Genomic DNA, 21,601 nt, shown 5'->3' on the forward strand with positions numbered 1-21,601 from the left:
GGCCCACACCGGCGAGGGCCCCGGCCTGAGCGTGCGAAGGCTGGGAGCCGGTGGGGACTAGTTGCGGACCAGGGTCACCCAGGTGAACCCACCCGGGGCTACGGTGACGCGGCCGGAACGATCTGCTCCAGTCTGGTCAGGACCCGGTGCGACGGGCTGGCCTGAAGCATCAAAGGCCTGCTGGCTCAGATGGAACCCTTGGGGCATGTCCACTTTTCGATCGATGCTTCCCGACGCCGCGCTGATGTACAGCGTTGATTGGCCTCCGGAGCCGGAGACGGAAACCGAGGAAATCTGCGGTTGCAGCAGCACACCGTCGATCGACACGTCGCTTCCGGCCTTGGCCAACAGGCTGTCCTGGCCCGCCGGCATTGCGTGGTCAAGGGAGAAGGGGAAGAGCTTGCCCGGAGCTGCCGTGATGCCTTGTTCGCCGGCGCCACCGTTGGGCGTGGTGCCGAGGAAAGTGCTCCCGGAAGTCCACGACGTCGTTCCGGCGGCTTCGGGGCGTTGGTTCACGATCGGGTACGCATTGCGCGCCTGGTTCGAGACCGGGACCGGGATCTTCAGGGTGCCGCCCGCGTTGAGGGCGACGTATGCGCCGCCGGACCAGTTCGCCTCACCGGTCCATGCGGAGGCAGGCTTGACGACTACGCCGCCCGTGTTGGTTCCGGATTCGGCTTCGGCTACCTTGAGCCCGTCTGTCCCCACAGTGCTGCTGATCCCCAGGGCCTTGGCCTTGAGTTCCGGATTGGCGTCCAAGGCGAGCATGGACAACAACGTGTGGATGGTGGATTCCGCCCCGGAGTTGGGGTTGACGCGGCCGTCCGTTTCGATGCCGTCGATCGCCGTGCCGCTTGCCGGGTTGTAGGCGGGCTTTCCACTGCGGTTGGCACCGAAGTACCAGCCGGCAGCAACTGCTGCGACGTCCAGCAGGCCGGGAGCATTCGCGGCCTTGGCGGTCGCCACAAGTCCTTCAACCCGCGAGTCCACGCCGTAGGCTATCTGCGCCTCACCCGGGGTCGGGCTCCAGGCATTGTCCGGTCCGCCCGCGGCGAGGAGCTGCGGAGTGAATTGGGCGGAGTCCTTCACGGCGGCGGTCAGCAGGTCAGGCCGATGCAGTACCGGGGACGCATTCGCTACGGCGGCCTCGGCCATTCCGCCCCAAGCGTGCCACAGGGTTCGGGACTGGTTCCACGGAAGAATCGCGCCGAAGGGCCACTGCTGAACCGATCCCGAGGACATCGCGGCGATACCCTCGGTGAGCTGGCTCAGGGCGGTAGCGGCAGCGCCGTCGTCGGGCGCGGCCTTTGAATAGGCGGAGAGTCCGAGCACGGCTTCGGCGGAGGCGTCCGCCCCTCCGATGATCAGCCAGGCAGGGACCTTGGCGCCGTCGGCAATGTCGTACTTTCCGTACTTGGCGAGGGACTGCTTGTTCAGGGACGCGACGGCGAGGTCCATCCTGGACTGCAGGAACGCGGCAAACTGGGGATCGGCGGACTTGAACGCCGCATACCCTTCGCCCAGCGCCCACACGGTCCGGGCCAGCCAGTACGACTCGGCTGAATCGCTTGGGTCGGGAAGTTCCACCGGCTTGGCACTCGGGGTGAGTGTGCCGTCGGCCTGCTGCCACAAGACCACGTTTCCGGCGTTGGGGCCGGAAGCCGTCTGCAAATATGTCAGCTCTCGCAGCACGTCGAAGGCACGGGTGCGGCTCGAGGCGTCGCCGGTCTGCTGCCAATGGCGCAAGTAGACGACGGCGGTGCGCGCAACGTCGTCCGCGTTGAAGGCCCCCTGGCTCCAGTAGCCTGTGGCCGGGTCCTTGGAACCTCCTCCTACCCGCGTGTAGCTGCCGTCGGCATTCTTGTTGGCGTAGGTCCACGGTGCTTGAGCTGCGGGATGGTCACCGATCTGGTGCGTCGTGTGGCCATCCACAGCGTGAAGGGGAACCGTATCCAGCAGGAAATTCAGGTGGGACAGATTGGTCAGCGGTGCCTGCGATACCGACGCCGGTGCCAGCGGCACAGCGGGCTGCGTCACCGGAGCTTGGGCCGGCTGTGCCGCTGACGCCACTCCCGCCCCGGCCAGGAGCATCGACAACGTTGCAATAACTGCGACCGGGGCGGATTTCAGCCGTCCATTAACAAGGGGAGGTGTCATGTCTAACTCCTATGGGCGTGGAAGAAGGGCAGGACTACTGAAGCAGGGTGGTGCCTAGGCGCGGTCCAGCCGCGCCACGCCGATCTTCGAATCAGCCATGCCATAGAAGACGAACAACTGCTCGCCGATTTTCTCTATTGCGGTGGGGAAAACGACGTTGGGGACGATGCCCGAAATCTCGTCTTCCGTTTCCGGCGCGAGGAGCGGCTTGTCGCTGCGGGCGATCACGATCGAGGGATCGTCACTGTCGAGGATCATCGCAGCGGCCGAGTAGTTGACGTTCCGCTGGTGGTCGAAGGCAGACTTTTCCATCGACCCGGTGACGCCGTGGTAGATCAGGAGCCAACCCTCGTCGACGCGGATCGGTGCGGGTCCGCCGCCGATCTTGAGTTCTTCGAAGGGGAACTCGCTCAGGGCTACGAGCTTGTGCTTGCGCAGGTGAACGAGGTTGAGGATGTCCCTTTCGACGTCGGCAACTGCGACGTAGGAAATCCAGATACCCGGGCGGTTGTCATCGAGGCCGGCCGGCAGGTGCTCGCCTTCGCCCTCGCGGATCCACCCAAGGTCCCACATGGGGCGGTGCAGCAAGGCATAGGAAGGAACGCCGTCGGGATCGTTGACCGGTTCCGGGAAGAACACAGCGTCCTTGTTGGCGAACAAGTTCAAGTCCATGGACAAGTCCGCCTGGTACTCGAAATGGCAGGGCCCCAGGCGGTCCCACGTGCGCAGGTCTTCGGAATGGGCGAAGGCCAGGCGGGGACCAAGCGGTCCGTAGGCAACATAGGTCATCAGGTGGCGGCCGAGGGACGGTACCCAGGTGACGCGGGGATCTTCCGTTCCTGCGTTGTTGAGGCCGCGTTCCCACCCTTCGTCCGGTGCCAGGACAACGCCCTGGCGTTCGACGCCGGACGGGACGCCGTCGTCGCCGATGATCACTTTGGCGAGCCCGACGCGGGAGACATTGCCCTTCGCCACGAGGCGCGGCAGCAAGTACAGCTCTCCGTCGGGTCCGCGGCCGCTGGCCGGGTTGAGGACGCCTTCGGCTTCGAACTCGTTCCCGTCCTCCGGGGTCATGATGACGCCGGCGCGGGTGAGGGTGAACGGGACAGTGGGGAGTGCTGAAGTCGAGGAAGTCATAGAGCTTAGCCCTTTACGCTTGATCCGATATTGGTGGAAATGAATTGGCGCTGGAAGAAGATGAACAGCGCGACGGCGGGGGCCGCGAGGACGCAGGCACCGGCAAGGATTGCGCCGAACGGGTTGGATGCCGTGGCGGCAATGTTCGAAATGTAGTTCGCCAGTGAGACGGCGAGCGGCTGAATGGCTTGGTCCTTGGTGACGAGGAACGGCCACAGGAACTCATTCCACGGGCCGATGAAAGTCAGCAGAACTGCCGTGACAATGGCGGGCCGGACCAGGGGGATCGCGATCTGCCAGAGGATCCTCAGCTCGCTGGCTCCGTCGATGCGGGCGGCCTCGAACAAAGTGGAGGGCAGCTGCATGAAGTACTGACGGAAGACGAACACTGCGGTGGAATTGATCGCGAACGGGAGGATCATGCCGAGATACGTGTCCGCGAGTCCGTAGTCCCGGACGATCATGACGTACAGCGGGATGAGCAGGAGTTGGAACGGAATCATCTGCACCAGCAGCATCATCCCGAAGACAAACCCTTTACCGCGGAATTGCATCTGGGCAAGCGCGTAGCCCACCAGGAGCCCGAACACCACCGTGAAGAAAATGACGCCACCGGTGAAAACACCCGAGTTGACCAGGCCTTTCAGCAGGTCGATCGAGTTGTTGATGTTGCTGTAATTCTCACCGGTGATGTTTGCCGGACTAGGGAAGGCGCCGCCCACGGAAGTGTCCGGGGAGGTCTGCAGCGAGCCGATGAACATGTAGTAGAACGGGAAGAGGAAGACGAACGCTCCAAGGGCCAGCAGCACGAAGCTGCCCACGCCCAGGTTCTTGCGCTTCGCCACGGAACTGCCCTTGCGGGGAGCCTCGGAGCCCGGTGTCAGGGCTTCGGAAGTCGTTCCTTCGGGAGCGCCGGCACGTGGCCGGCGGGCGCCGTCGTCGTCGTTCCTGAGGGGCGTCTTGTCGAAAATAGACACGTCAGTCCTCCTTCCCGCCTACGAGGCGTTTCTGGATCAGGGCGATCAGCAACACGCCGATCACCAGCACCACACCGAGCGCTGCTGCCACATCGGGATTCCCCTGCAGGATTCCCTTCTGGTACATCAGGAACACCGGCGACGTCGAGGCTCCATCCGGGCCGCCTCCGCCAGTGAGCAGATAGGGCTCCGTGAACAGGTTGGCTCCGGTGATGGTGGCAAGCAGGGTCACCAGCACGCTCGCCGAGCGCACCCCCGGAACGGTGATGTTCCAGAACTGGACCCATTTGTTCCCGCCGTCCACCGAGGCGGACTCGTAGAGCTCGTCCGGGATGTTCTGTAGAGCCGCCAGGTAAAGCAGGATGAAGAATCCCAACTGCTTCCACGTCACGTACAAAGCAACGGTTGGCATTGCCAGCCAGGAGTTCGTCAACCACGAGGGGTTCGGGGCCAGCGGCCCCAGAATGGCGTTGACCAGCCCGTCCTGCTGGAACAGGAACAGCCAGACCCCGACGACGGCGACGCTCGCCGTGACGTACGGCACGTAGTAGCTGACCCGGAAGAAGGTCTTGAGCCGCGTCACGCGGTTCAAGGCGTTGGCCAGGACCAGGGACAGCCCTACGGTCAGCGGCACGTTGATGATCAGGAAGATGCCGATATTGGCGAAGGAACGCTGTACTTCAGGATCAGACAGGACGGTTATGTAGTTGTCCAACCCTACGAAGGGCCGGTCAACCTGGACGCCCGGAGCGGTAAAGAAGAACTGGTGGAAGGAGATGTAGACGGCGTACCCAAGGGGATATGCCAGCACTCCAAGGACGAAGATGACGTAGGGGGCGCTGAACAGCAGTCCCAGCGGCTGGCGGCCCAGGAAGTTCTTGCGTTTCCTGGGCGCCTGCCGCTGGTCCACGGTCCGCCCGGCAGTGTCTCCCGTGGCGGGACCCCCAGCTGAGCGTAGTGACATGGGGATTCGCCTGCTACTTCTGGGCTGCCAGTTGGTTGATCTTGTCAGAAGCACCCTTGAAGGCGTCATCGATGCTCTGGTTGCCGAAGATCACGGACTTGCTCCAGGCGTCACGGAAGGTCTGCCAGATCTGGACTGAGTTGGAGACGTTGGGGACTTCCACGGTGCGTGCGGCTTCGTCGGCGAAGGTCTTGTAGGCCGGGTTCTGGCTGAAGTAGTCCGCGTAGGTGGTGGCCAAGTCCTTGCGCATCGGCATCTGGCCGGTACCGGAGAGGAGCTTGCCGTCTTGTTCCTTGCTGGTGGCGAACTTCATGACCTCCCACGCGGTGCCCTGGTTCTTGCACGAGGAGTACATGGCGATGTTCTTGGCGTCAGAGAAGGTGGAGCCGTTGGTCTGGGCTTGAGTACCCGGGACCGGAACCGTGCCCCAGTTCACCTTGCCCTTGTAAGCGGCGACAGCCCAGGGGCCCGCGAGGGACATGCCGGCCTTGCCGTCCGCGAAGGAGTCTCCCTTGTACGCTTCCTTGGATGCCAGGTTCTCCTTGTAGAGGGTCTGGAACATCGTGGCGACCTGCTTGCCTTGATCGCTGTCAAAGGTGGACTTGCCATCCTTGAGCAGTGTGGTCCCACCCGAATTGGCAGCATAGAACGGGTAGAAGTCGAACCAGGGCTGGTAGAAGTCACTCGTGGGCGAAGGCCACACGGCATTGGCGACTGCGCCGGACTTCACGAGGGTGCGGGCAGTGTCCAGGAACTCAGACTGCGTGGCAAGCTTGGGGTTTGCCGGGTCCAGGCCGGCCTTCGCGAAGACGTCCTTGTTGTAGAAGAGGACCACCGGGTTGGACTTCCAGGGAAGCTGGTACGTCTTGCCGTCGGATGACTTGTACTGATTGGCGAGATCGCCGGTGCGGTCCTTGATGTACTGGGCGCCGTCGGGGAAGGAGTCCAGCGGGACCAAACCACCCTGCTTCTGGAACTGCGGCACCGCCACCGGGGCGGTGTTGAAGACCAGGCAAGGAGCATTGCCGGCGGTAATTGCTGCCCCGATGACCTCTTCGGAGCTCTTGCCTGCCGGGATTTCCTGAGCATCGACTTGCTGGTCCGGGTGGGCTGCGTTCCATGAGGCCACCATGTCCTTGCCCCACTTCACCTCGAACTCGTTGTTGGAGTACCAGATCTTGATGGGACCCTTGGCGGTGGTGGCAGAGTTCGCTCCAGAAGCTGTGCTGCTTGAGGCGCCTCCACCGCATGCTGCCAGGCTTGCTCCGATAACGGCAATAGCGGTAAGGGAGAGGACTCTCGAACTAATTTTTCCGTGCTTCATTGCAGCTCCTTTTGGGGTGAAAACTGAAAATGCGGCGGCGACATTGCCTTCAACGGGAATGGCAAATAGCCCCACCCAATTGCGGGTAAATCGGTATTCGTAAGACTGGACGTGGGAGGCGGCTAGTTTTTCGGCATGCTGGGAGCTGGCCCGGTGGAGGCGCGGACTACCAGTTTGGGAGACGGGAGATAGACGTCTTCCGCAGGAGCTCCGCCGAGGAGGCTCAGCAACTGCTGGGCGGCAACACGCCCCCAGAGCAGCGGATCGGCGGGGACAGTGGTCAACGGAGGGTTGAGGTACCTGGCGAGCTCGGTGTCGTCGTAGCCCGTGATGGATAGATCATCGGGAACAGTCAGTCCGAGGGACTGGGCGTAGGACTGTCCGGCAGTGGCCATCAGGTCGTTCGCGTAGATGATCGCGGTGGGCCGTTGGGCCGAGCGAAGCAGTTCCGCAGTAGCCGCCAATCCGCCGGCTGCGGTGAAGTCCGCCTCAATGAAGGAGCCGGCCTCCAGCCCGGCTTTGGACATGGCGTTTTGCCAAGCCAAGCGACGGCTTCGGCCGTGAATGTAAGTCTGCGGTCCGCCCACGTGCCCGATTCTGGTGTGTCCCAGGGAAACCAGATGCTCGACGGCGGCCGCAATGCCTTCAGTGTCGTCCATGCAGACAGCAGGGAACGGCGAGGAGGTTTCAGGCCGATTAAGGGTGACGGCCGGAATCTTGAGGCTCTTCAACAGAGCAATCCGGGAGTCGTCAACCCTCATGTCCGTAAGGATGACCCCGTCCACGCGGCTGCCGGCGGCCAGCTTCCGATAGCCCAGTTCCTCGGCTTCGGCGCTGGCGGCGACCGTCAGGACCAATGCGTATTCGTGCTCAACCAAGGTGGTCTCGATCCCGGCGATGAACGCGGGGAAGAAGGGGTCTGTTCCCAAAAGGCGGGGATCCCTTGCCACCACGAGCCCGACGGCGAAGGCTTTGGCCGAAGACAGGCTCTTGGCGCGAAGATTCGGCTTCCACCCCAGTTCCCGGGCTACCCTGAGAATGCGTTCCCGGGTGTCATCACTGACGCCGGGCTGCCCATTCAACGCGTACGAGACGGCACCCTTGCTCACTCCGGCTGCCTGCGCAACGTCGTTGATGGTCACTGTCATGTTTGCCTCATTGCCACTTGGTGATTGGGGTCACTGAACCGGTTTTGTTATGTCTACTGAACCGGTTCAGGGAACTCTTGTCAAGAGCAACCAAGAAATTGGTAAGTATTTGCGGGTCGTTCATTAGTGCCCGCAGACACTGGAGGCCGCCCCGTCGTCGGGGCGGCCTCCAGTCTCAGTGCGCTACGGGTTGTTAGTGCTCGGAACCTGCCGCAGCCGCTTTCTTGGCGTCTTTCTTGGCGTCCTTCTCTGCGCGCAAGGCCTCCGCCTCGTGCTGCTCCTCGGCCTTTTCCTGGTGGATGACCTCCGCGAGGAGCTTCTCCATCTCCTTGGCCACGCCCGCGGCGGAAGCCGGGTTCTGCCCGGTGACCAACCGCTCGGAGACAACGACCTTCTCTTCGAAGACTTCGGCGAAGAGGTGGATCGCACCCTGTTCCTTGAGCCGGTCTGCCAGGAAGAACGGGATGATCTTGTCCATCCCTGCGGCAACTTCTTCGTCGTTGGTGAAGGCGGCCACCTCCCGGCCCCCGACGAGCCGGAACCCGTCGGCCAGATCCACGTTCACCAAACCCGCGGGTCCGTGGCAGACTGCGCCCACCACGCCGCCGGCGTCGTAGACGCTGGCAACCAGGTTCTGCAAACCTTCGCTGTCCGGGAAGTCCCACATGGCGCCGTGGCCGCCCACGAGGAAGACTGCGTCGTACTGGCCCGGATCAACGACGTCCACGCGGGCAGTGTTGTAGAGGCCGGCGCGTGTGGCCTCGTCCTGGGTGAAGGCAACCTGGATGGGATCTTGCGAGTCCACTTCATCGCGCGGGGGCTGGCCGCCCTGGATGGATGCGAAGTCGACGAAGTGCCCGGAATCCTTGAAGACCTTCCAAGGATGTGCAGCCTCGGCCACGTTGTAGCCGGTCTTCTTTCCCGTATCGCCGAGCTCGGAAACGCTGGTCAGTACCATGAGGATTTTCTTCATGAAGTGCTCCTTTCGTCCCAATCCACCCTACGCCTGACCCAAATTCAGGCCCACCCCCGGCGCTGGGGGACCCAAGTAGCTCGCAGTTGTTGTCGTTATGAGGCCTCTGAACGACAACAATTGTCAGCTAGTTGGGGAGTGTGGCAAGGACTCAGCAGCCCTCGAAATCCGTGAGCACCTTGACCTTGTCGGCCGACGCCGAGGCCGGGTCGAAGGCATAGCCGAGCCATTCCCGTGCCAGCCTGCTGGCTAGTTCCACCCCGACTACGCGCTGGCCCATGGTGAGCACCTGGCAATCGTTGGACAGGATGGAACGCTCCACGGAGAAGGAATCGTGGGCCGTGGTGGCGCGGATACCGTCCACCTTGTTCGCTGCGATGGCCACGCCGATTCCTGTGCCGCAGAACAGGATGGCCCGGTCTGCGTGGCCGTCCCGGATGAGCTCGCCCGCCTTGATCCCGACGTACGGATAGGGGGTGGTGAAGTCTTCCATAGAGTCGCTGCGGTTGACGCCGATGTCGATGATTTCGCTGACCCGGGGATCGTCCCGCAGGTCCGCCATGATCCGGTCTTTGTAGTCCACGCCCGCTTCATCGGCGCCCAGGATGAGTCGGAAACCCATGGTCTGTCCTTTCGCGGTCATGCGATGGCTCCGGCGCGCTTGCCATCGCCCGCCACGGCGCCCGCATTCTCAGGGCGCACAAGGTGCGGTCCCATGACTGTGAAGATCATCGCCAAAGACGTGGCTCCGGGGTCGGCTGTGCCCACACTCTTTTCGGCGAGCGGCCGGGCCCGTCCTTTGAGCGGACGGAGCGAGGCTGTGGCTTGCGCAGCCGAGGTGGCCGCTGCGGCAGCTTCAGCCCAGGCAACATCCGGAAGGACACCCTCGGAGACGCGCTTGCTGAAGGTTTCGGCGAAGGGGAGCAGGGCATCCACCATGGTTTTGTCGCCCATCTCGGCCTTGCCCAGATCAGTGATCCGCGCAGCGAAAGCTGTCACGGCAGCGGCAAGTTCGGCCGGTTCCGGTGCCTCGTCATTGCCGAGGGATTCGCCGAATGCCCGGAGGCCTGCACCCCACAGGACGCCGGACGTTCCGCCGGCTTTGTCCGCCCAGGCGTCGCCTGCGGCGCCCAACATATCGCCGGCTCCGGCACCATTGGCCAGGGCCTTCGCGGCTGCCGCAGTGGCGGCGTCGATTCCGCGGACCATCCCGCGGCCGTGGTCACCGTCGCCCGCTACCGCGTCCATGTCGCCAAGGTGCGATTCGACGTCGTGCAATGCTTTCCGGGCCGCCTCGAGCGCGTCCGCGCAGTTCGCGGCATAGTTGCGTGAATCCAGGGTGGCCGCGAACACGATAGCCTCCGGGCCGCCGTCGAACGCGTCTTCGGTGAAGGCAAGACCGGTCAGCCGGGCGGCGTTGCCGCGTCGGTAAGCGGGAGTTTCGGCGGGTGCCGTCCACAACGGTTCGAGTTCGTCGTCGAGCCAGGTGATGGTGAGGGAGACGCCTGACATGTCCAGGCTCGTGACCAGTTCGCCGACCTCCGGCATGACCAAGGCGTAACCGGCCGCGCGCAGCAACGGAGCCACGGTCAGCCACAGGACGAAAAGTTCTTCGTGCTTGGTGGAACCGAGTCCATTGAGAATCACTGCGATGCGGTTGCCCGCTGCATTAGGGGTCTCCGCCAGCAGCCGCGCAACGAGCTCCTGGCCGAGTTCCTTGGCCGGCGGAAGATCAGTGTCGAACAATCCGGGCTCGCCGTGGATGCCCAGGCCAAGTCCCATCTGCTTGTCCTTGAGCGTGAACAGCGGCGCTTCGGCGCCGGGGAAGGTGCAGCCGTGGAAGGCGCTGCCGATGGTGCGGGTCAGGTTATTGGCCTTGCGGCCCAAGCGCACGACGTCGGCCAGGCCGGCTCCCGCTTCGGCGGCGGCACCCATGATCTTGAAGACCGTGAAGTCACCCGCGATGCCGCGGCGTTTGGCAGATTCCGACGGCGGCGCGCTCGCAATGTCGTCCGTCACCAGCACGTTTTCCACCGCGATGCCTTCCGCAGCCAGGCGCTCGCTCGCCATGCCGAAGTTCAGGACGTCCCCGGCATAGTTGCCGTAGGTGAATACCACTCCGGCGCCGGAATCAGCGGCCTTGGCCACGGAGTAGGCCTGTTGCGAGGACGGCGAGGTGAAGATGTTGCCCACGACAGCACCATCGGCCAGTCCTGCACCGATGAGTCCGGCGAAAGCCGGGTAGTGCCCGGATCCGCCGCCGGCCAGGACTGCAACCTTGGGCTGCTCGGGACGGTGGCGGCGCACTGCGCCGCCGGGAACCTGGCGTACCAGGCCGGAGTGGAGGTCGCAGAAACCGGCGAGGGCTTCCTCGGCGAAATCGGCGGGATCGTTGAAGATTTTGGTCATCGTGGGCTCTTTCGGCTACGGATGGGGGGCTGCTAGTGGATGTGGCTTCCACCATTGATGTCGATGGTGGTGCCTGTGAGGTAGGCGGATTCCTCGGAAGAAAGGAACATGATGACGGCGGCGACTTCCTCGGTGGTGGCGTTGCGGCCCAGCGGGATGCCGGCGTTGATGGCGGCTTCCTGCTCGTCGGTGCTGCCGACGCGGATGTTGGTGTCCACGGCGCCCGGAGTAATGGCGTTCACGGTGACGCCGGTGGCGCCGATTTCGCGTGCCAACGCCTTGGTGAAGCCGAGGATGGCTGCCTTCGCGGCGGAGTAGGGGACCTTGCCGAAGACGCCGCCGCCGCGCTGGGCGGAGACGGAGGACATGTTGACGATGCGGCCCCAGCCGCAGGCGATCATGTCCGGCAGGAAGGCCTTGGTCACCAGGTAGGTGCCGGTCGCGTTCACGTCCATGATCTTGTGCCAGAGTTCCAGCGTGGTTTCGAGGAACGGCACAGGAGACGTGATCCCGGCGATGTTGGCCAAGGCGCCGACGGCGGGAAGGGTGCCTGCGCTGATTTCGGCGGCGACTGCGTTGTACGCCGCGTTGACGGAAGCTTCGTTGGCGACGTCGATCTCGTAACCGAACGCAGGGACGTTGAACTGATTGCCGATTTCCGCTGCGAGCTTGGCGGACTTCTCGCCGTCGAGGTCCAGGATCACCACGGCCCAGCCGTTACTGGCGTAGCGGCGTGCGGTGGTGATGCCGATGCCCCGGTCCGAGGTTGCCCCGGTGAGGACGGCGGTGCGCTGGATGGTGGTGGTCATGATGCCCCTTGGGTTTGTTGTTGTGAAAGTCAGATGAGGTCTGTGATGAAGCTGGCGGCTTTGGCGGCCGCTGCAGGGCGTTCGTCGTGGGTGACGTCGCGGGTTTCGAGCTCGAGCGAGAAATGGCCGCTGTAGCCGGTGGCTGCCAGCGAGCTGAGTCCGGCAGCAAAGTCCGCCTGGCCGTTTCCGATGCTGAGGTTGATGTTGCCCGGTACCGCGTCCCGTAGGTGGACGTGCGCGATCCGGCCGCGATGGCGTTCGATGTACTCGAGCGGGTCGTCGCCCGCGGCGACGATGTGGCTGAAGTCCATGACAATCCCGACGTCGGAGCCCGCCAGCCGCGCGGCCAGCTGTTCGGCGCGCTCCAGGTTCCAGCAGAACCGGAGGAAGTGCAGGGATTCGGTCCAGAGTTCGACGCCGAACTCCGCCGCGCGCTGTCCGGCACCAATGAGCTGCGTTGCGATGGTGTCCAGGTCCTCATCGAGGCTGCGGACCGGATCGTGTCCCAAGGCGCCGCAGGGGAGGACCAGGGCCTTAGCGCCGGTGTTGGCGGTAAGGGTGAGGAGCGCATCAAGGTGACTTTGGCGTGCGGCGCGCTGGCCGGCGTCGAGAACTGCATTGAGGTCTCCTACATCGCCGTTGACCGAGCGGACCCGCAACCCAGAGGCGGCGACCTCCGCAGTCACGGCCGCGACGGCGTCGGAATCAAGCTCATAGGGAACGTGGTCGCAGACGCCCGGCAGTGCGCCGAGGTCGACTTCCTCAAAACCCGCGCCATTGATGGTGCGCAATGCCGTGGGTAGATCCTGGTGCCGGAAGCTGATGGACGAGCAACCGAGTCGGGAGTTGAACATCTTCGTTTCCTCCAGTCGTGCCCGAAGGCAGTAGTGATGGGAACCACAGTAGCTAGGTTAACTGTCAACAGTCAACCCTTGAAGTTGACTGTTGACAGGCGTAGATGATGCAGGTCACACTGGCATATCATGTGTTAACAGTCGACAGTGCTGAAGTGCCTAGCCTCAGTCGCTCTTCGAAAGGGATTCACCAATGAGCAAAGAAGCTCTGACCATGCGCGGTCCGGTCCACGGCACCAAGGACGCAAGGCGCGTCGCCATCGGTTCCGGCGTGGGCGCAGTCATCGAAACCTATGACTTCATCGGTTTCGGCACCGCGGCTGCCCTGTACTTCGGAACGGCATTCTTCCCCACGGGCGATCCCGTGACCGGTACCCTTGCTGCTTTCGCGACGCTCGGCGTCGGCTTCGCTGCCCGTCCCATCGGCGGCATCATCGGCGGCCACCTGGGCGACAAGCTGGGACGCAAGCCGGTCCTCGTCGCTTCCCTCATCCTGATGGGCGTGGCCACCTTCCTGATCGGCCTTCTTCCCACGTACAGCCAGGTGGGCCTCTTGGCGCCGGCGCTGCTCGTGTTCGTCCGCATCGTCCAAGGCCTGGCCTTCGGAGCCGAGTGGGGCGGCGCCATCCTGATGAGCTACGAGCACGCACCGTGGAAATCCAAGGGGAAGTACACGGGCATCGTCCAGGCCGGATTCCCCGTGGGTCTCCTGCTCGCCAACCTGACGTTCCTTGTCAGTGTCCAGCTTGGCGGCGAACTCGCCTGGCGTATTCCATTCCTCGCCAGCATGGTCTTGGTTGTTGTGGGCTTGATCATCCGCTCCAAGGTCCCGGAATCCCCGGTCTTCGACGAGGTCAAGGAGAGCGGCGCAATCGTGAAGTCACCCATCGTGGAGGTCCTGAAGACCGACTGGCGCAACATCGTCAAGGGAATCGGCCTCCGCATTGCCGAGACCGCAGGCTACGCCGTCTCCATCACGTACATGATTTCCTACCTGAACAGCCAGCACTTGGCAGACAAGACCCAGACCCTGGTGGCCCTCTGCATCGCTTCGGCCATCGGCATCTTCGCAACCCAGGCCTGGGCGCGGCTGACGGACAGGATCGGACGGCGTCCCGTCTACATCTGGTCCTGCGCCTTTGCGGTCCTCTTTGCCATTCCGATGTTCCTGCTGGTCAACACCGGTTTGTTCATCTTCATCATCGCCACGATCGCCGTCTCCTACGGCGTCTGCCAGAACTCCCTCGCCGGCGCCCAAGGCGCCTGGTTCCCCGAGCTCTTCCAGGCGAAAACCCGCGCTTCGGGAGCGTCGCTGGCCTACCAGATCTCGGCCACGATCTCCGGCTTTACCCCCTTCATCACCACCCTGCTCTTCGTCGCCATGGGATGGATGGGCCCGGCATTGCTCTTCGGCCTGTACGCAGCCATCGGTCTCTGGGCAGCTTTGGTTACCCGTGAAACCTGGGGCAAGCGGGAGCGCCAGTTGGCCGATGAGGCCACCAAAAGCACTCCCCAGTCGGTGAATGCCTAATGACGGTGGCGCAGGACCAAAAAACGGCAGGACGAATCGGAGAAACCGCGATGGACCGCATCGAACGCGTGGGCGCAGCCGCTACCCGGATCCGGCACCACGCCCTCAACATGGGAGAAGTCCAGGGGCAGGGCTACGTTGGCCAGGCACTCGGCGCAGCGGACATGCTCGCCGCGGTCTATGCGGACCAGCTCCGCTACCGTGCCAATGATCCCGAGTGGGAGGGCCGGGACCGTTTCCTGCTCTCCACGGGCCACTACGCTATCGGGCACTACGCAGCACTGGCCGAGGCCGGAATCATTCCCGTGGAGGAACTCGAAAGCTACGGTTCGGACGATTCCCGCCTCCCCATGTCCGGGATGTCGACGTACACGCCGGGCATGGAAATCTCCGGTGGGTCGCTTGGCCACGGGCTCTCCATCGCCGTCGGAATTGCCCTTGGCCTCCGGCATCAGGGCTCCAGTGCGAGGGTGTACAACTTCCTCTCCGACGGAGAACTGGACGAAGGGTCCACCTGGGAAGCCGCCATGGGCGCGCGCCACCATCAGTTGGGAAATCTGACTGCCATGGTGGACATCAACGCCCTGCAGGCGGATGGCAAGACAGACACGGTCCTCCGGACCGAACCCGTGACGGAGAAGTGGGAAGCCTTCGGCTGGTACACGCAGCGGGTGGACGGGAACGACGTCGGTGCGTTGCTGGCGGCGTTCGACAACGCGGCCACCCAGGCCGCCGCCGTCGGGCGTCCTTCCGTCATCTTGTGCGATACGACGGTGGGGCGCGGCGTGCCGCTGCTCGAGGAACGTGAAAAGGCGCACTTCATGCGCATCGAAGAACACGAATGGCAGCTCTGCCGCAAGCAACTGACCGCAGGATCCAACGGGAAGGCCGGCCGATGAGCATCGTCACCGCTTCGAAGGGCACTGCTTCGAGAGGCACAGCACCGAAGGGCGCAACACCCAAGCTGAAAACGTCGGCCATGATCGCGTCCTTCGCGGACCCGGGCCAGAAGACTTCTTCGGCGCCTTTCGGCCACGCGTTGGTGAAGGCCGCCGTGGCCGACCCGCGAATCGTCGGACTCACGGCCGACCTGGGCAAATACACGGACATGCACATCTTTGCGCAAGCGTTCCCGGAGCGGTTTTTCCAGATGGGCATGGCAGAGCAGTTGCTCTTTGGCGCGGCGGCAGGTTTGGCCGAGACCGGCTTGGTGCCGTTCGCTTCGACCTATTCCGTGTTTGCCGCGCGCCGGGCCTACGACTTCCTGTGCCTCGATATTGCCGAGCCGAACCTCAACGTGAACATCGTCGGCGGACTCCCAGGCCTGACCACTGGCTATGGCCCCAGCCACCAGGCCACGGAGGACATGGCGATTTTCCGCGGCATGCCCAATCTGACCATCGTTGATCCGTGCGACTCCGTGGACATCGAACAAGCGGTGCCGCAACTGGCCGCCAGCGACGGTCCCACCTACCTGCGCCTCCTCCGCGGGAACGTCCCGACCGTGCTGGATGAGTACGACTACACCTTCGAGCTCGGCAAGGCGAAGGTGCTTCGGGGTGGCAACGACGTCGTGTTCGTGTCCAGCGGGTTGATGACCATGCGCGCGCTGCAGGCAGCGGAGGCGCTGGCCGCGCACAAGGTGGATGTCGCCGTCGTGCATGCGCCCACCATCAAACCGTTCGATGCCGCCACCGTCCTGGCGGAACTGAACACCGACCGCCTGGCCGTCACGCTGGAGAACCACAGCGTGGTGGGCGGCTTGTTCGAAACCGTGGCCTCGGCCGTTGTCACGGCTGGGTTGGGCAAGCGTGTGGTGCCCGTGGCGCTTCCGGATGCGTTCCTCGACGCCGGTGCGCTGCCCACCCTGCACGAGCGCTACGGATTGTCGGTACAGAGGATCGTGGCGAAGGTCCTCGCGGCACTGGGCTGAGTCTGGTAATTCGTTGGCAGGAGCGCGGAGCAGGCATGGGCCGGTTCCGCGCTCCTGCCGTATGATCAACAGTTAACACACCGACTGTAAACAGTCGACCACTGACATTGAGGACGGACATGATGGCCGGAGCAACAGCACCCCTTCTGGGACTGGAAAAGAAGAGTCTCCGCGAGCAGGCGCTCTCTGCTCTCCGCACCGCCATCACGAGCGGCGAGCTGGAGCCGGGACGGCACTTGGTGGAAACCGAGCTGTCGGACATGCTCCAGATCAGCCGCGGGACGCTCCGGGAAGCCTTGCGGCAACTTGAGCAAGAGGGCCTGCTGTCTGCAGGACCCCGCGGCCGGCTCTCCGTCCGCCACCTCGATGCCAAGGAAATCCGCGATATCTACTCCGTGCGGGCAGCCTTGGAGTCCCTCGCCGCGCGCACGCTCTGCGAGTTGCCGGACCGCCAACAGGTGATCGCCTCGCTGCGCTCCGCCATCGACGCCATGGCCGCCGCGGCCAAGGGAAGCCTCGAGGAACGGATCGAGTCCGATCTGGAATTCCACCGCACCATGTGCCGCCTCACCGGGAACGAGACCCTGCTCCATTCCTGGGAGTCGCTGGAGGGATCCATCCGGATGTCCATCATGTTCGCCGGATTGGAAAAGGGCGTCAAGAACATGAGTGTCGAACGGCACCACGACATTGTGGCCGCCATCGAAACCGGTGATGCATCCCTGGCACGCAAGACCATCCTCGAGCACATGGACAGCGCTGCCGCGGTGCTGGTGGCTTAAGCACCCGACGGCGAAAGGCGGCCTTGCGCTCGCCGCGCTTCCGTTGGGGCATCTCCGTGCTTGTCGCCAAAATCACGTTACATGTAACATCGATGCTATGGCAGTCAGAGATCGGGTTAGTGAGTACCGTAAGCGGATGCGCGAACACGGCTTCCGCCCAATCCAGGTGTGGGTTCCAGACGTTCGAGCCGATGGATTTGACGCCGAAGCACATCGGCAAGCTGCCGCCGCCGCAGCTGCTGACCGTCACTCCGATGACCAGGAGTTCATCGAGGCTGTGTCAGCGCCCTGGGACGAAGTGTGAACCGCGGCGAACTCTGGACCGTGGCCGGCGGCGTCTACGCTTCCAAGCCACGGCCAGCGCTGGTCATCCAGGATGACCGATTCGACGTCACCGATTCCGTCACGGTTCTTCCCCTGGCAACAACCCTGATCGATGCACCCCTCCTGCGGGTCAGTGTCGCAGCCTCGGAGTTGTCCGGCTTGCGGCAGGAAAGGCACGTGATGATCGACAAGTTGACGACGGTACGCCGTTCAAACGTGCAAAAGCCGAGTCGGCCGCTTGACGGCCGCTCAGCTCGTTGAGATTGAAAGGGCTTTGCTGGTGTTCCTCGGACTTGCCGGCTAGCTCATCGTCGGGGCCCCGACGGCGCTTGCCGCGCTTACGATGGGGGTCACTGCCAGTACCCCTCAAGACAGAGACTCCCTCGTTTTCTTCGTAGGCTGTTTCCTTAAACCATGACTCGCCCCGAAACCACCTTGCCGGCTCTGGTTCCGCCCTCGGCCATGGCCGATGCGCCACGGGCACGGCTCACGCTCATGATTGCGTCGCTTGGGTTCTTCCTGATCACCCTCGACATCCTGATCGTCAATGTCGCGCTCACCAGCATCGGCAAAGAACTCGGGGGCGGAACGTCAGGCCTGCAATGGGTGATCGACGGCTACACGCTGATGTTCGCCGCGTTGTTGCTGTTCGCAGGGAACCTGTCGGATCGGATCGGCGCGAAAAGGGCGCTGGGATGGGGTAGCGCACTGTTCCTCGTGGCGTCCGTTGCCTGCGCACTCGCGCCGACCTCGGCGGTGCTCATTGCCGCCCGCTTCCTCCAAGGAGGTGCCGCATCGATCATGCTCCCGGCGTCGATGGCGCTGATTCGGCAAGCCTTTCCCGATCCCCGCCGTCGCGCACATGCCCTTGGGATCTGGGCAGTCGGGGGTGCCGTGGCCGGAGCCGTGGGACCCCTTGTCGGCGGCCTCCTCACTACGCTGGACTGGCGGCTCGTGTTCGGCATCAACCTTCCCGTGTGCATCGCGATGCTGGTGCTCCTGGCTTCTGTTGCAACGTCGCCCCGGCGGCCGACTCCGTTCGACTGGGCCGGTCAGGCAGCGGCCATCGTTGCCTTGACCGCGTTGATGTACGGCCTCATCACAGGAGGGACCGAGGGCTTCGGCACGGTACCCGTCATAGCCAGCCTGGCGCTCGCAGCCATCAGCGTCGCGGCCTTCCTCTTGATCCAGGCGCGCGGCCGGCACCCGATGATGCCGCTTGAGCTGTTTCGATCCACCGGCATGAGAATCTCGCTCTCGGTCGGTTTCGCGTTCATGGTGGGACACTTCGGCACCGTCTTTGTTGTCAGCCTTTTCCTCCAACAGCACCTCGGGCTGACACCGCTCCAGGCAGGTTTCACGTTCCTTCCTTCCGCGGCGTTCAGCATCGTCGGCAACATCGTCAGCGGAACCCTATCGAACCGCTTCGGGACGCGGGTGCCGGTGGTCGTCGGATTGACTTCCATGGTCGTAGGACTCAGCGCGATGCTTCTCACGGCGCCGCTTGGATCGCCGCTACTCGTCGGTGCCTTCCTGATTTTCACGGGTTCCGGTGGATCAATCGCGATGCCGCAGGTCACCGCCGTCGTGCTCGCGAGCGTCCCGAGCGAAAAGGCAGGCACAGCAAGCGCCGTCTTCAACACCTTCCGCCAGGTGGGCGGCGCGGTCGCCATCGCCGTCTTCGGCGCCCTCATCGCCGACCGCAGCAACTTCGTCCACGGAATGCAGACCAGCTTCATCATCGCGGCGTCTCTTCTCCTTCTCACCGCGCTAGCCAGCCTCTTCATCCACTCAGCGGGCGCCGCCAAGAGCTAGCCAGCCGTCCCGTTTAGTCACCCGCCCACGTAGGCCGCCAGGTGCTCGCCGGTGAGGGTGGAACGCCCGGCAACCAGATCTGCGGGCGTGCCCTCGAAAACGATCTGGCCGCCGTCGTGACCCGCGCCCGGGCCGAGGTCGATGATCCAGTCGGCATGCGCCATGACGGCCTGGTGGTGCTCGATGACGATGACCGACTTCCCGGAGTCCACGAGCCGGTCCAGCAAGCCCAGCAGCTGTTCGACGTCGGCGAGGTGCAAGCCCGAGGTGGGCTCGTCGAGAACGAGCACGCCGCCCTTTTCGCCCATGTGGGTGGCCAGCTTGATCCGCTGCCGCTCGCCTCCGGAAAGGGTGGTGAGCGGCTGGCCGAGGCTGAGGTATCCGAGTCCGACGTCGGTGAGCCGCTTGAGGATCGCGTGGGCTGCCGGGATCCTGGATTCGCCCGCGGAGAAGAACTCCTCGGCCTCTTTCACCGACATCGCCAACACCTCCGCGATGTTGCGCCCGCCGAGGCGGAACTCGAGCACCGATGCCTGGAACCTCTTGCCTTCGCATTCCTCGCACGGAGTGGCGACGGTGTCCATGAATCCGAGATCCGTGTAGATGACGCCCGCGCCGTTGCAGGTGGGGCATGCTCCCTCGGAGTTCGCGCTGAACAGCGCCGGCTTCACGCCATTGGCCTTCGCGAACGCCTTGCGGATGGGCTCGAGCAGGCCGGTGTAGGTCGCCGGGTTGCTCCGCCGCGAGCCCTTGATTGCCCCCTGATCAATAGAAACGACGCCGTCCCGCTTGGACAGTGAGCCATGGATCAATGAACTCTTCCCCGAACCGGCGACGCCCGTGACGACAACCAGGACCCCGAGCGGAACGTCGATGTCGACGTCGCGCAGGTTGTTCTCGCTCGCGCCACGGATCTCCAGCGCGCCCGCGGATGTCCGCACCGTCTTCTTGAGGGTTGAGCGATCCTCAAGGTGACGTCCGGTCAGGGTGCCGCTGGCCCTCAGTCCTTCGAGGGTGCCTTCGAAGACCACTTCTCCACCGGCGGTGCCCGCGCCGGGACCGAGGTCGACGACGTGGTCGGCGATCGCGATTGCCTCCGGTTTGTGTTCCACGACCAGCACGGTGTTGCCCTTGTCCCGCAGTTGCAGCAGCAGCTTGTTCATGCGCTGGATGTCGTGCGGATGCAAGCCGATGGTGGGCTCGTCAAAGACGTAGGTGACGTCGGTGAGCGAGGAGCCCAGGTGCCGGATCATCTTGGTGCGCTGCGCCTCGCCGCCGGAGAGCGTACCCGCCGGCCGGTCGAGCGAGAGATAGCCGAGCCCGATCTCCGCGAAGGAGTCGAGGAGGTGCCGCAGCCCTTTGAGGAGCGGCGCCACCGACGGTTCGTCGAGACCGCGCACCCATTCGGCGAGGTCGCTGATCTGCATCGAGCACGCGTCCGCGATGCTGATTCCCTTGATCTTGGACGAGCGGGCCGCCTCGGTAAGCCGGGTGCCGTCGCAATCGGGACACGTCGTGAAGGTGATGGCCCGCTCCACGAAGGCACGGATGTGTGGCTGCATTCCCTCCGGATCCTTGGAGAGCATGGACTTCTGGATCTTGGGAATCAGCCCCTCGTAAGTCAGGTTGATTCCCTCGACCTTGATCTTGGTGGGCTCCTTGTGGAGCAGGTCGTGGAGTTCCTTTTTGGTGTACTTGCTGATCGGCTTGTCCATGTCGAAGAAGCCGGAGCCGCTGAAGATGCGGCCATACCAGCCGTCCATGCTGTAGCCGGGGATGGTGAGTGCGCCCTCGGCGAGCGATTTGCTGCCGTCGTACAGTGCGGTGAGATCGAAGTCGGTGACCGAGCCCCGGCCTTCGCAACGCGGGCACATGCCGCCGGTGATGTTGAAACTCCGCCGCTCCTTCGTCGTCGTGCCACCGCGCTCGAAGGTGACCGCTCCCGCGCCGGAGACTGAAGCGACGTTGAACGAGAACGCCTGGGGCGACCCGATGTGCGGTTGGCCAAGCCGGCTGAAGAGCATGCGCAGCATGGTGTTCGCATCGGTGGCGGTACCGACAGTGGAACGGGTGTTCGCGCCCATCCGCTCCTGGTCGACGATGATCGCCGTCGTGAGTCCTTCAAGCAGGTCCACATCCGGCCGCGCCATGGTCGGCATGAACCCTTGCACGAAAGTGCTGTACGTCTCGTTGATCATGCGCTGCGACTCCGCGGCGATCGTCGCGAATACGAGGGAGCTCTTGCCCGAACCGGAGACTCCGGTGAACACCGTCAGCCGGCGCTTCGGCAGCTCGATGCTGATGTCCTTGAGGTTGTTCTCCCGCGCGCCCTGCACGCGAATCAGATCGTGGGTGTCGGCAGTATGCAGCTCAGGCGACTGCGTGTCCGTGCTCGTGGCCGTGCTCATTGTGTCTCCATCTTTACGCGGGGTCGTCTTCGCGGTCTTCGTCGGTGCCTGGTTGG

The 21,601-nt window shown here is 63.9% G+C and carries 19 protein-coding genes; 7 read left to right on the forward strand and 12 right to left on the reverse strand.

Annotation, left to right across the window (positions count from 1 at the left end):
* Nucleotides 1–57: 57 nt before the first annotated feature.
* The 11 genes from ABD742_RS01445 to ABD742_RS01495 all read right to left on the reverse strand — a co-directional run bounded on the left by ABD742_RS01445 (nucleotide 58) and on the right by ABD742_RS01495 (nucleotide 12,752).
* Entirely contained in the window at nucleotides 58–2,157 is a 2,100-nt protein-coding gene (locus ABD742_RS01445) for a hypothetical protein (protein ID WP_234753313.1), read from the reverse strand.
* A gap of 54 nt (nucleotides 2,158–2,211) precedes the next feature.
* Nucleotides 2,212–3,294, reverse strand: coding sequence for a glycoside hydrolase family 130 protein (locus tag ABD742_RS01450; RefSeq protein ID WP_234753314.1), 1,083 nt, complete (start codon nucleotides 3,292–3,294; stop codon nucleotides 2,212–2,214).
* 5 nt (nucleotides 3,295–3,299) lie between these two features.
* Nucleotides 3,300–4,055 (reverse strand): carbohydrate ABC transporter permease, encoded by a 756-nt coding sequence (locus tag ABD742_RS01455; RefSeq protein WP_234753454.1) that lies wholly within the window; start codon nucleotides 4,053–4,055, stop codon nucleotides 3,300–3,302.
* A 217-nt stretch (nucleotides 4,056–4,272) separates the two neighbouring features.
* Complete coding sequence (locus ABD742_RS01460) at nucleotides 4,273–5,235, reverse strand: carbohydrate ABC transporter permease (protein ID WP_234753315.1); 963 nt, start codon at nucleotides 5,233–5,235, stop codon at nucleotides 4,273–4,275.
* Nucleotides 5,236–5,248: 13 nt separating this feature from the next.
* A complete protein-coding gene (locus tag ABD742_RS01465; RefSeq protein ID WP_234753316.1) occupies nucleotides 5,249–6,559 on the reverse strand; it encodes an extracellular solute-binding protein in 1,311 nt (436 codons plus the stop codon).
* Nucleotides 6,560–6,681: 122 nt separating this feature from the next.
* A complete protein-coding gene (locus ABD742_RS01470) occupies nucleotides 6,682–7,707 on the reverse strand; it encodes a LacI family DNA-binding transcriptional regulator (RefSeq protein ID WP_234753317.1) in 1,026 nt (341 codons plus the stop codon).
* A gap of 193 nt (nucleotides 7,708–7,900) precedes the next feature.
* Nucleotides 7,901–8,680, reverse strand: coding sequence for a type 1 glutamine amidotransferase domain-containing protein (locus tag ABD742_RS01475; RefSeq protein ID WP_234753318.1), 780 nt, complete (start codon nucleotides 8,678–8,680; stop codon nucleotides 7,901–7,903).
* A gap of 151 nt (nucleotides 8,681–8,831) precedes the next feature.
* Entirely contained in the window at nucleotides 8,832–9,323 is a 492-nt protein-coding gene (locus ABD742_RS01480; protein ID WP_308193880.1) for an RpiB/LacA/LacB family sugar-phosphate isomerase, read from the reverse strand.
* Nucleotides 9,320–11,089 carry a dihydroxyacetone kinase family protein gene (locus ABD742_RS01485; protein WP_234753320.1) on the reverse strand — a complete coding sequence of 590 codons (1,770 nt, stop codon included), beginning with the start codon at nucleotides 11,087–11,089 and terminating at the stop codon, nucleotides 9,320–9,322. The genes ABD742_RS01480 and ABD742_RS01485 overlap by 4 nt, the downstream gene beginning before the upstream one ends.
* 32 nt (nucleotides 11,090–11,121) lie before the next feature.
* A complete protein-coding gene (locus ABD742_RS01490) occupies nucleotides 11,122–11,898 on the reverse strand; it encodes an SDR family NAD(P)-dependent oxidoreductase (RefSeq protein WP_234753321.1) in 777 nt (258 codons plus the stop codon).
* A 29-nt stretch (nucleotides 11,899–11,927) separates the two neighbouring features.
* Nucleotides 11,928–12,752 carry a sugar phosphate isomerase/epimerase family protein gene (locus ABD742_RS01495; protein ID WP_234753322.1) on the reverse strand — a complete coding sequence of 275 codons (825 nt, stop codon included), beginning with the start codon at nucleotides 12,750–12,752 and terminating at the stop codon, nucleotides 11,928–11,930.
* Between the two features lie 193 nt (nucleotides 12,753–12,945).
* Here ABD742_RS01495 and ABD742_RS01500 point away from each other — a divergent pair, with 193 nt between their 5' ends.
* The 7 genes from ABD742_RS01500 (at nucleotide 12,946) to ABD742_RS01530 (ending at nucleotide 19,137) form a co-directional block, all read left to right on the forward strand.
* On the forward strand, nucleotides 12,946–14,283 hold the full coding sequence (locus ABD742_RS01500; protein ID WP_234753323.1) for an MFS transporter: 1,338 nt from the start codon (nucleotides 12,946–12,948) through the stop codon (nucleotides 14,281–14,283).
* Nucleotides 14,284–14,333: 50 nt separating this feature from the next.
* Nucleotides 14,334–15,182, forward strand: a complete 849-nt coding sequence (locus ABD742_RS01505; protein ID WP_234753324.1) for a transketolase — start codon at nucleotides 14,334–14,336, stop codon at nucleotides 15,180–15,182.
* Complete coding sequence (locus ABD742_RS01510; protein WP_234753325.1) at nucleotides 15,179–16,216, forward strand: transketolase family protein; 1,038 nt, start codon at nucleotides 15,179–15,181, stop codon at nucleotides 16,214–16,216. The genes ABD742_RS01505 and ABD742_RS01510 overlap by 4 nt, the downstream gene beginning before the upstream one ends.
* A gap of 122 nt (nucleotides 16,217–16,338) precedes the next feature.
* Nucleotides 16,339–16,998 (forward strand): GntR family transcriptional regulator, encoded by a 660-nt coding sequence (locus tag ABD742_RS01515; RefSeq protein WP_234753326.1) that lies wholly within the window; start codon nucleotides 16,339–16,341, stop codon nucleotides 16,996–16,998.
* Nucleotides 16,999–17,095: 97 nt separating this feature from the next.
* Complete coding sequence (locus ABD742_RS01520) at nucleotides 17,096–17,302, forward strand: antitoxin MazE family protein (protein ID WP_234753327.1); 207 nt, start codon at nucleotides 17,096–17,098, stop codon at nucleotides 17,300–17,302.
* Nucleotides 17,299–17,583, forward strand: a complete 285-nt coding sequence (locus ABD742_RS01525; RefSeq protein WP_234753328.1) for a type II toxin-antitoxin system PemK/MazF family toxin — start codon at nucleotides 17,299–17,301, stop codon at nucleotides 17,581–17,583. The genes ABD742_RS01520 and ABD742_RS01525 overlap by 4 nt, the downstream gene beginning before the upstream one ends.
* Nucleotides 17,584–17,736: 153 nt before the next feature.
* A complete protein-coding gene (locus tag ABD742_RS01530) occupies nucleotides 17,737–19,137 on the forward strand; it encodes an MFS transporter (protein ID WP_234753329.1) in 1,401 nt (466 codons plus the stop codon).
* A gap of 17 nt (nucleotides 19,138–19,154) precedes the next feature.
* Here ABD742_RS01530 and ABD742_RS01535 read toward each other — a convergent pair whose 3' ends face one another.
* Nucleotides 19,155–21,545, reverse strand: coding sequence for an ATP-binding cassette domain-containing protein (locus tag ABD742_RS01535; protein WP_234753330.1), 2,391 nt, complete (start codon nucleotides 21,543–21,545; stop codon nucleotides 19,155–19,157).
* Nucleotides 21,546–21,601: the final 56 nt, after the last annotated feature.

Source organism: Arthrobacter ramosus (assembly GCF_039535095.1).
GTDB lineage: Bacteria > Actinomycetota > Actinomycetes > Actinomycetales > Micrococcaceae > Arthrobacter > Arthrobacter ramosus.

Excerpts from the sequence above, each read along its gene's own strand:
- ABD742_RS01510 (WP_234753325.1), top strand. The coding sequence starts at position 15,179 with ATGAGCATCGTCACCGCTTCGAAGGGCACTGCTTCGAGAGGCACAGCA.
- ABD742_RS01495 (WP_234753322.1), bottom strand. The coding sequence starts at position 12,752 with ATGTTCAACTCCCGACTCGGTTGCTCGTCCATCAGCTTCCGGCACCAG.
- ABD742_RS01445 (WP_234753313.1), bottom strand. The coding sequence starts at position 2,157 with ATGACACCTCCCCTTGTTAATGGACGGCTGAAATCCGCCCCGGTCGCA.
- ABD742_RS01520 (WP_234753327.1), top strand. The coding sequence starts at position 17,096 with ATGGCAGTCAGAGATCGGGTTAGTGAGTACCGTAAGCGGATGCGCGAA.
- ABD742_RS01490 (WP_234753321.1), bottom strand. The coding sequence starts at position 11,898 with ATGACCACCACCATCCAGCGCACCGCCGTCCTCACCGGGGCAACCTCG.
- ABD742_RS01500 (WP_234753323.1), top strand. The coding sequence starts at position 12,946 with ATGAGCAAAGAAGCTCTGACCATGCGCGGTCCGGTCCACGGCACCAAG.
- ABD742_RS01450 (WP_234753314.1), bottom strand. The coding sequence starts at position 3,294 with ATGACTTCCTCGACTTCAGCACTCCCCACTGTCCCGTTCACCCTCACC.
- ABD742_RS01475 (WP_234753318.1), bottom strand. The coding sequence starts at position 8,680 with ATGAAGAAAATCCTCATGGTACTGACCAGCGTTTCCGAGCTCGGCGAT.
- ABD742_RS01465 (WP_234753316.1), bottom strand. The coding sequence starts at position 6,559 with ATGAAGCACGGAAAAATTAGTTCGAGAGTCCTCTCCCTTACCGCTATT.
- ABD742_RS01470 (WP_234753317.1), bottom strand. The coding sequence starts at position 7,707 with ATGACAGTGACCATCAACGACGTTGCGCAGGCAGCCGGAGTGAGCAAG.
- ABD742_RS01515 (WP_234753326.1), top strand. The coding sequence starts at position 16,339 with ATGGCCGGAGCAACAGCACCCCTTCTGGGACTGGAAAAGAAGAGTCTC.
- ABD742_RS01480 (WP_308193880.1), bottom strand. The coding sequence starts at position 9,323 with ATGACCGCGAAAGGACAGACCATGGGTTTCCGACTCATCCTGGGCGCC.
- ABD742_RS01535 (WP_234753330.1), bottom strand. The coding sequence starts at position 21,545 with ATGAGCACGGCCACGAGCACGGACACGCAGTCGCCTGAGCTGCATACT.
- ABD742_RS01530 (WP_234753329.1), top strand. The coding sequence starts at position 17,737 with ATGACTCGCCCCGAAACCACCTTGCCGGCTCTGGTTCCGCCCTCGGCC.
- ABD742_RS01455 (WP_234753454.1), bottom strand. The coding sequence starts at position 4,055 with ATGTTCATCGGCTCGCTGCAGACCTCCCCGGACACTTCCGTGGGCGGC.
- ABD742_RS01505 (WP_234753324.1), top strand. The coding sequence starts at position 14,334 with ATGGACCGCATCGAACGCGTGGGCGCAGCCGCTACCCGGATCCGGCAC.
- ABD742_RS01460 (WP_234753315.1), bottom strand. The coding sequence starts at position 5,235 with ATGTCACTACGCTCAGCTGGGGGTCCCGCCACGGGAGACACTGCCGGG.
- ABD742_RS01485 (WP_234753320.1), bottom strand. The coding sequence starts at position 11,089 with ATGACCAAAATCTTCAACGATCCCGCCGATTTCGCCGAGGAAGCCCTC.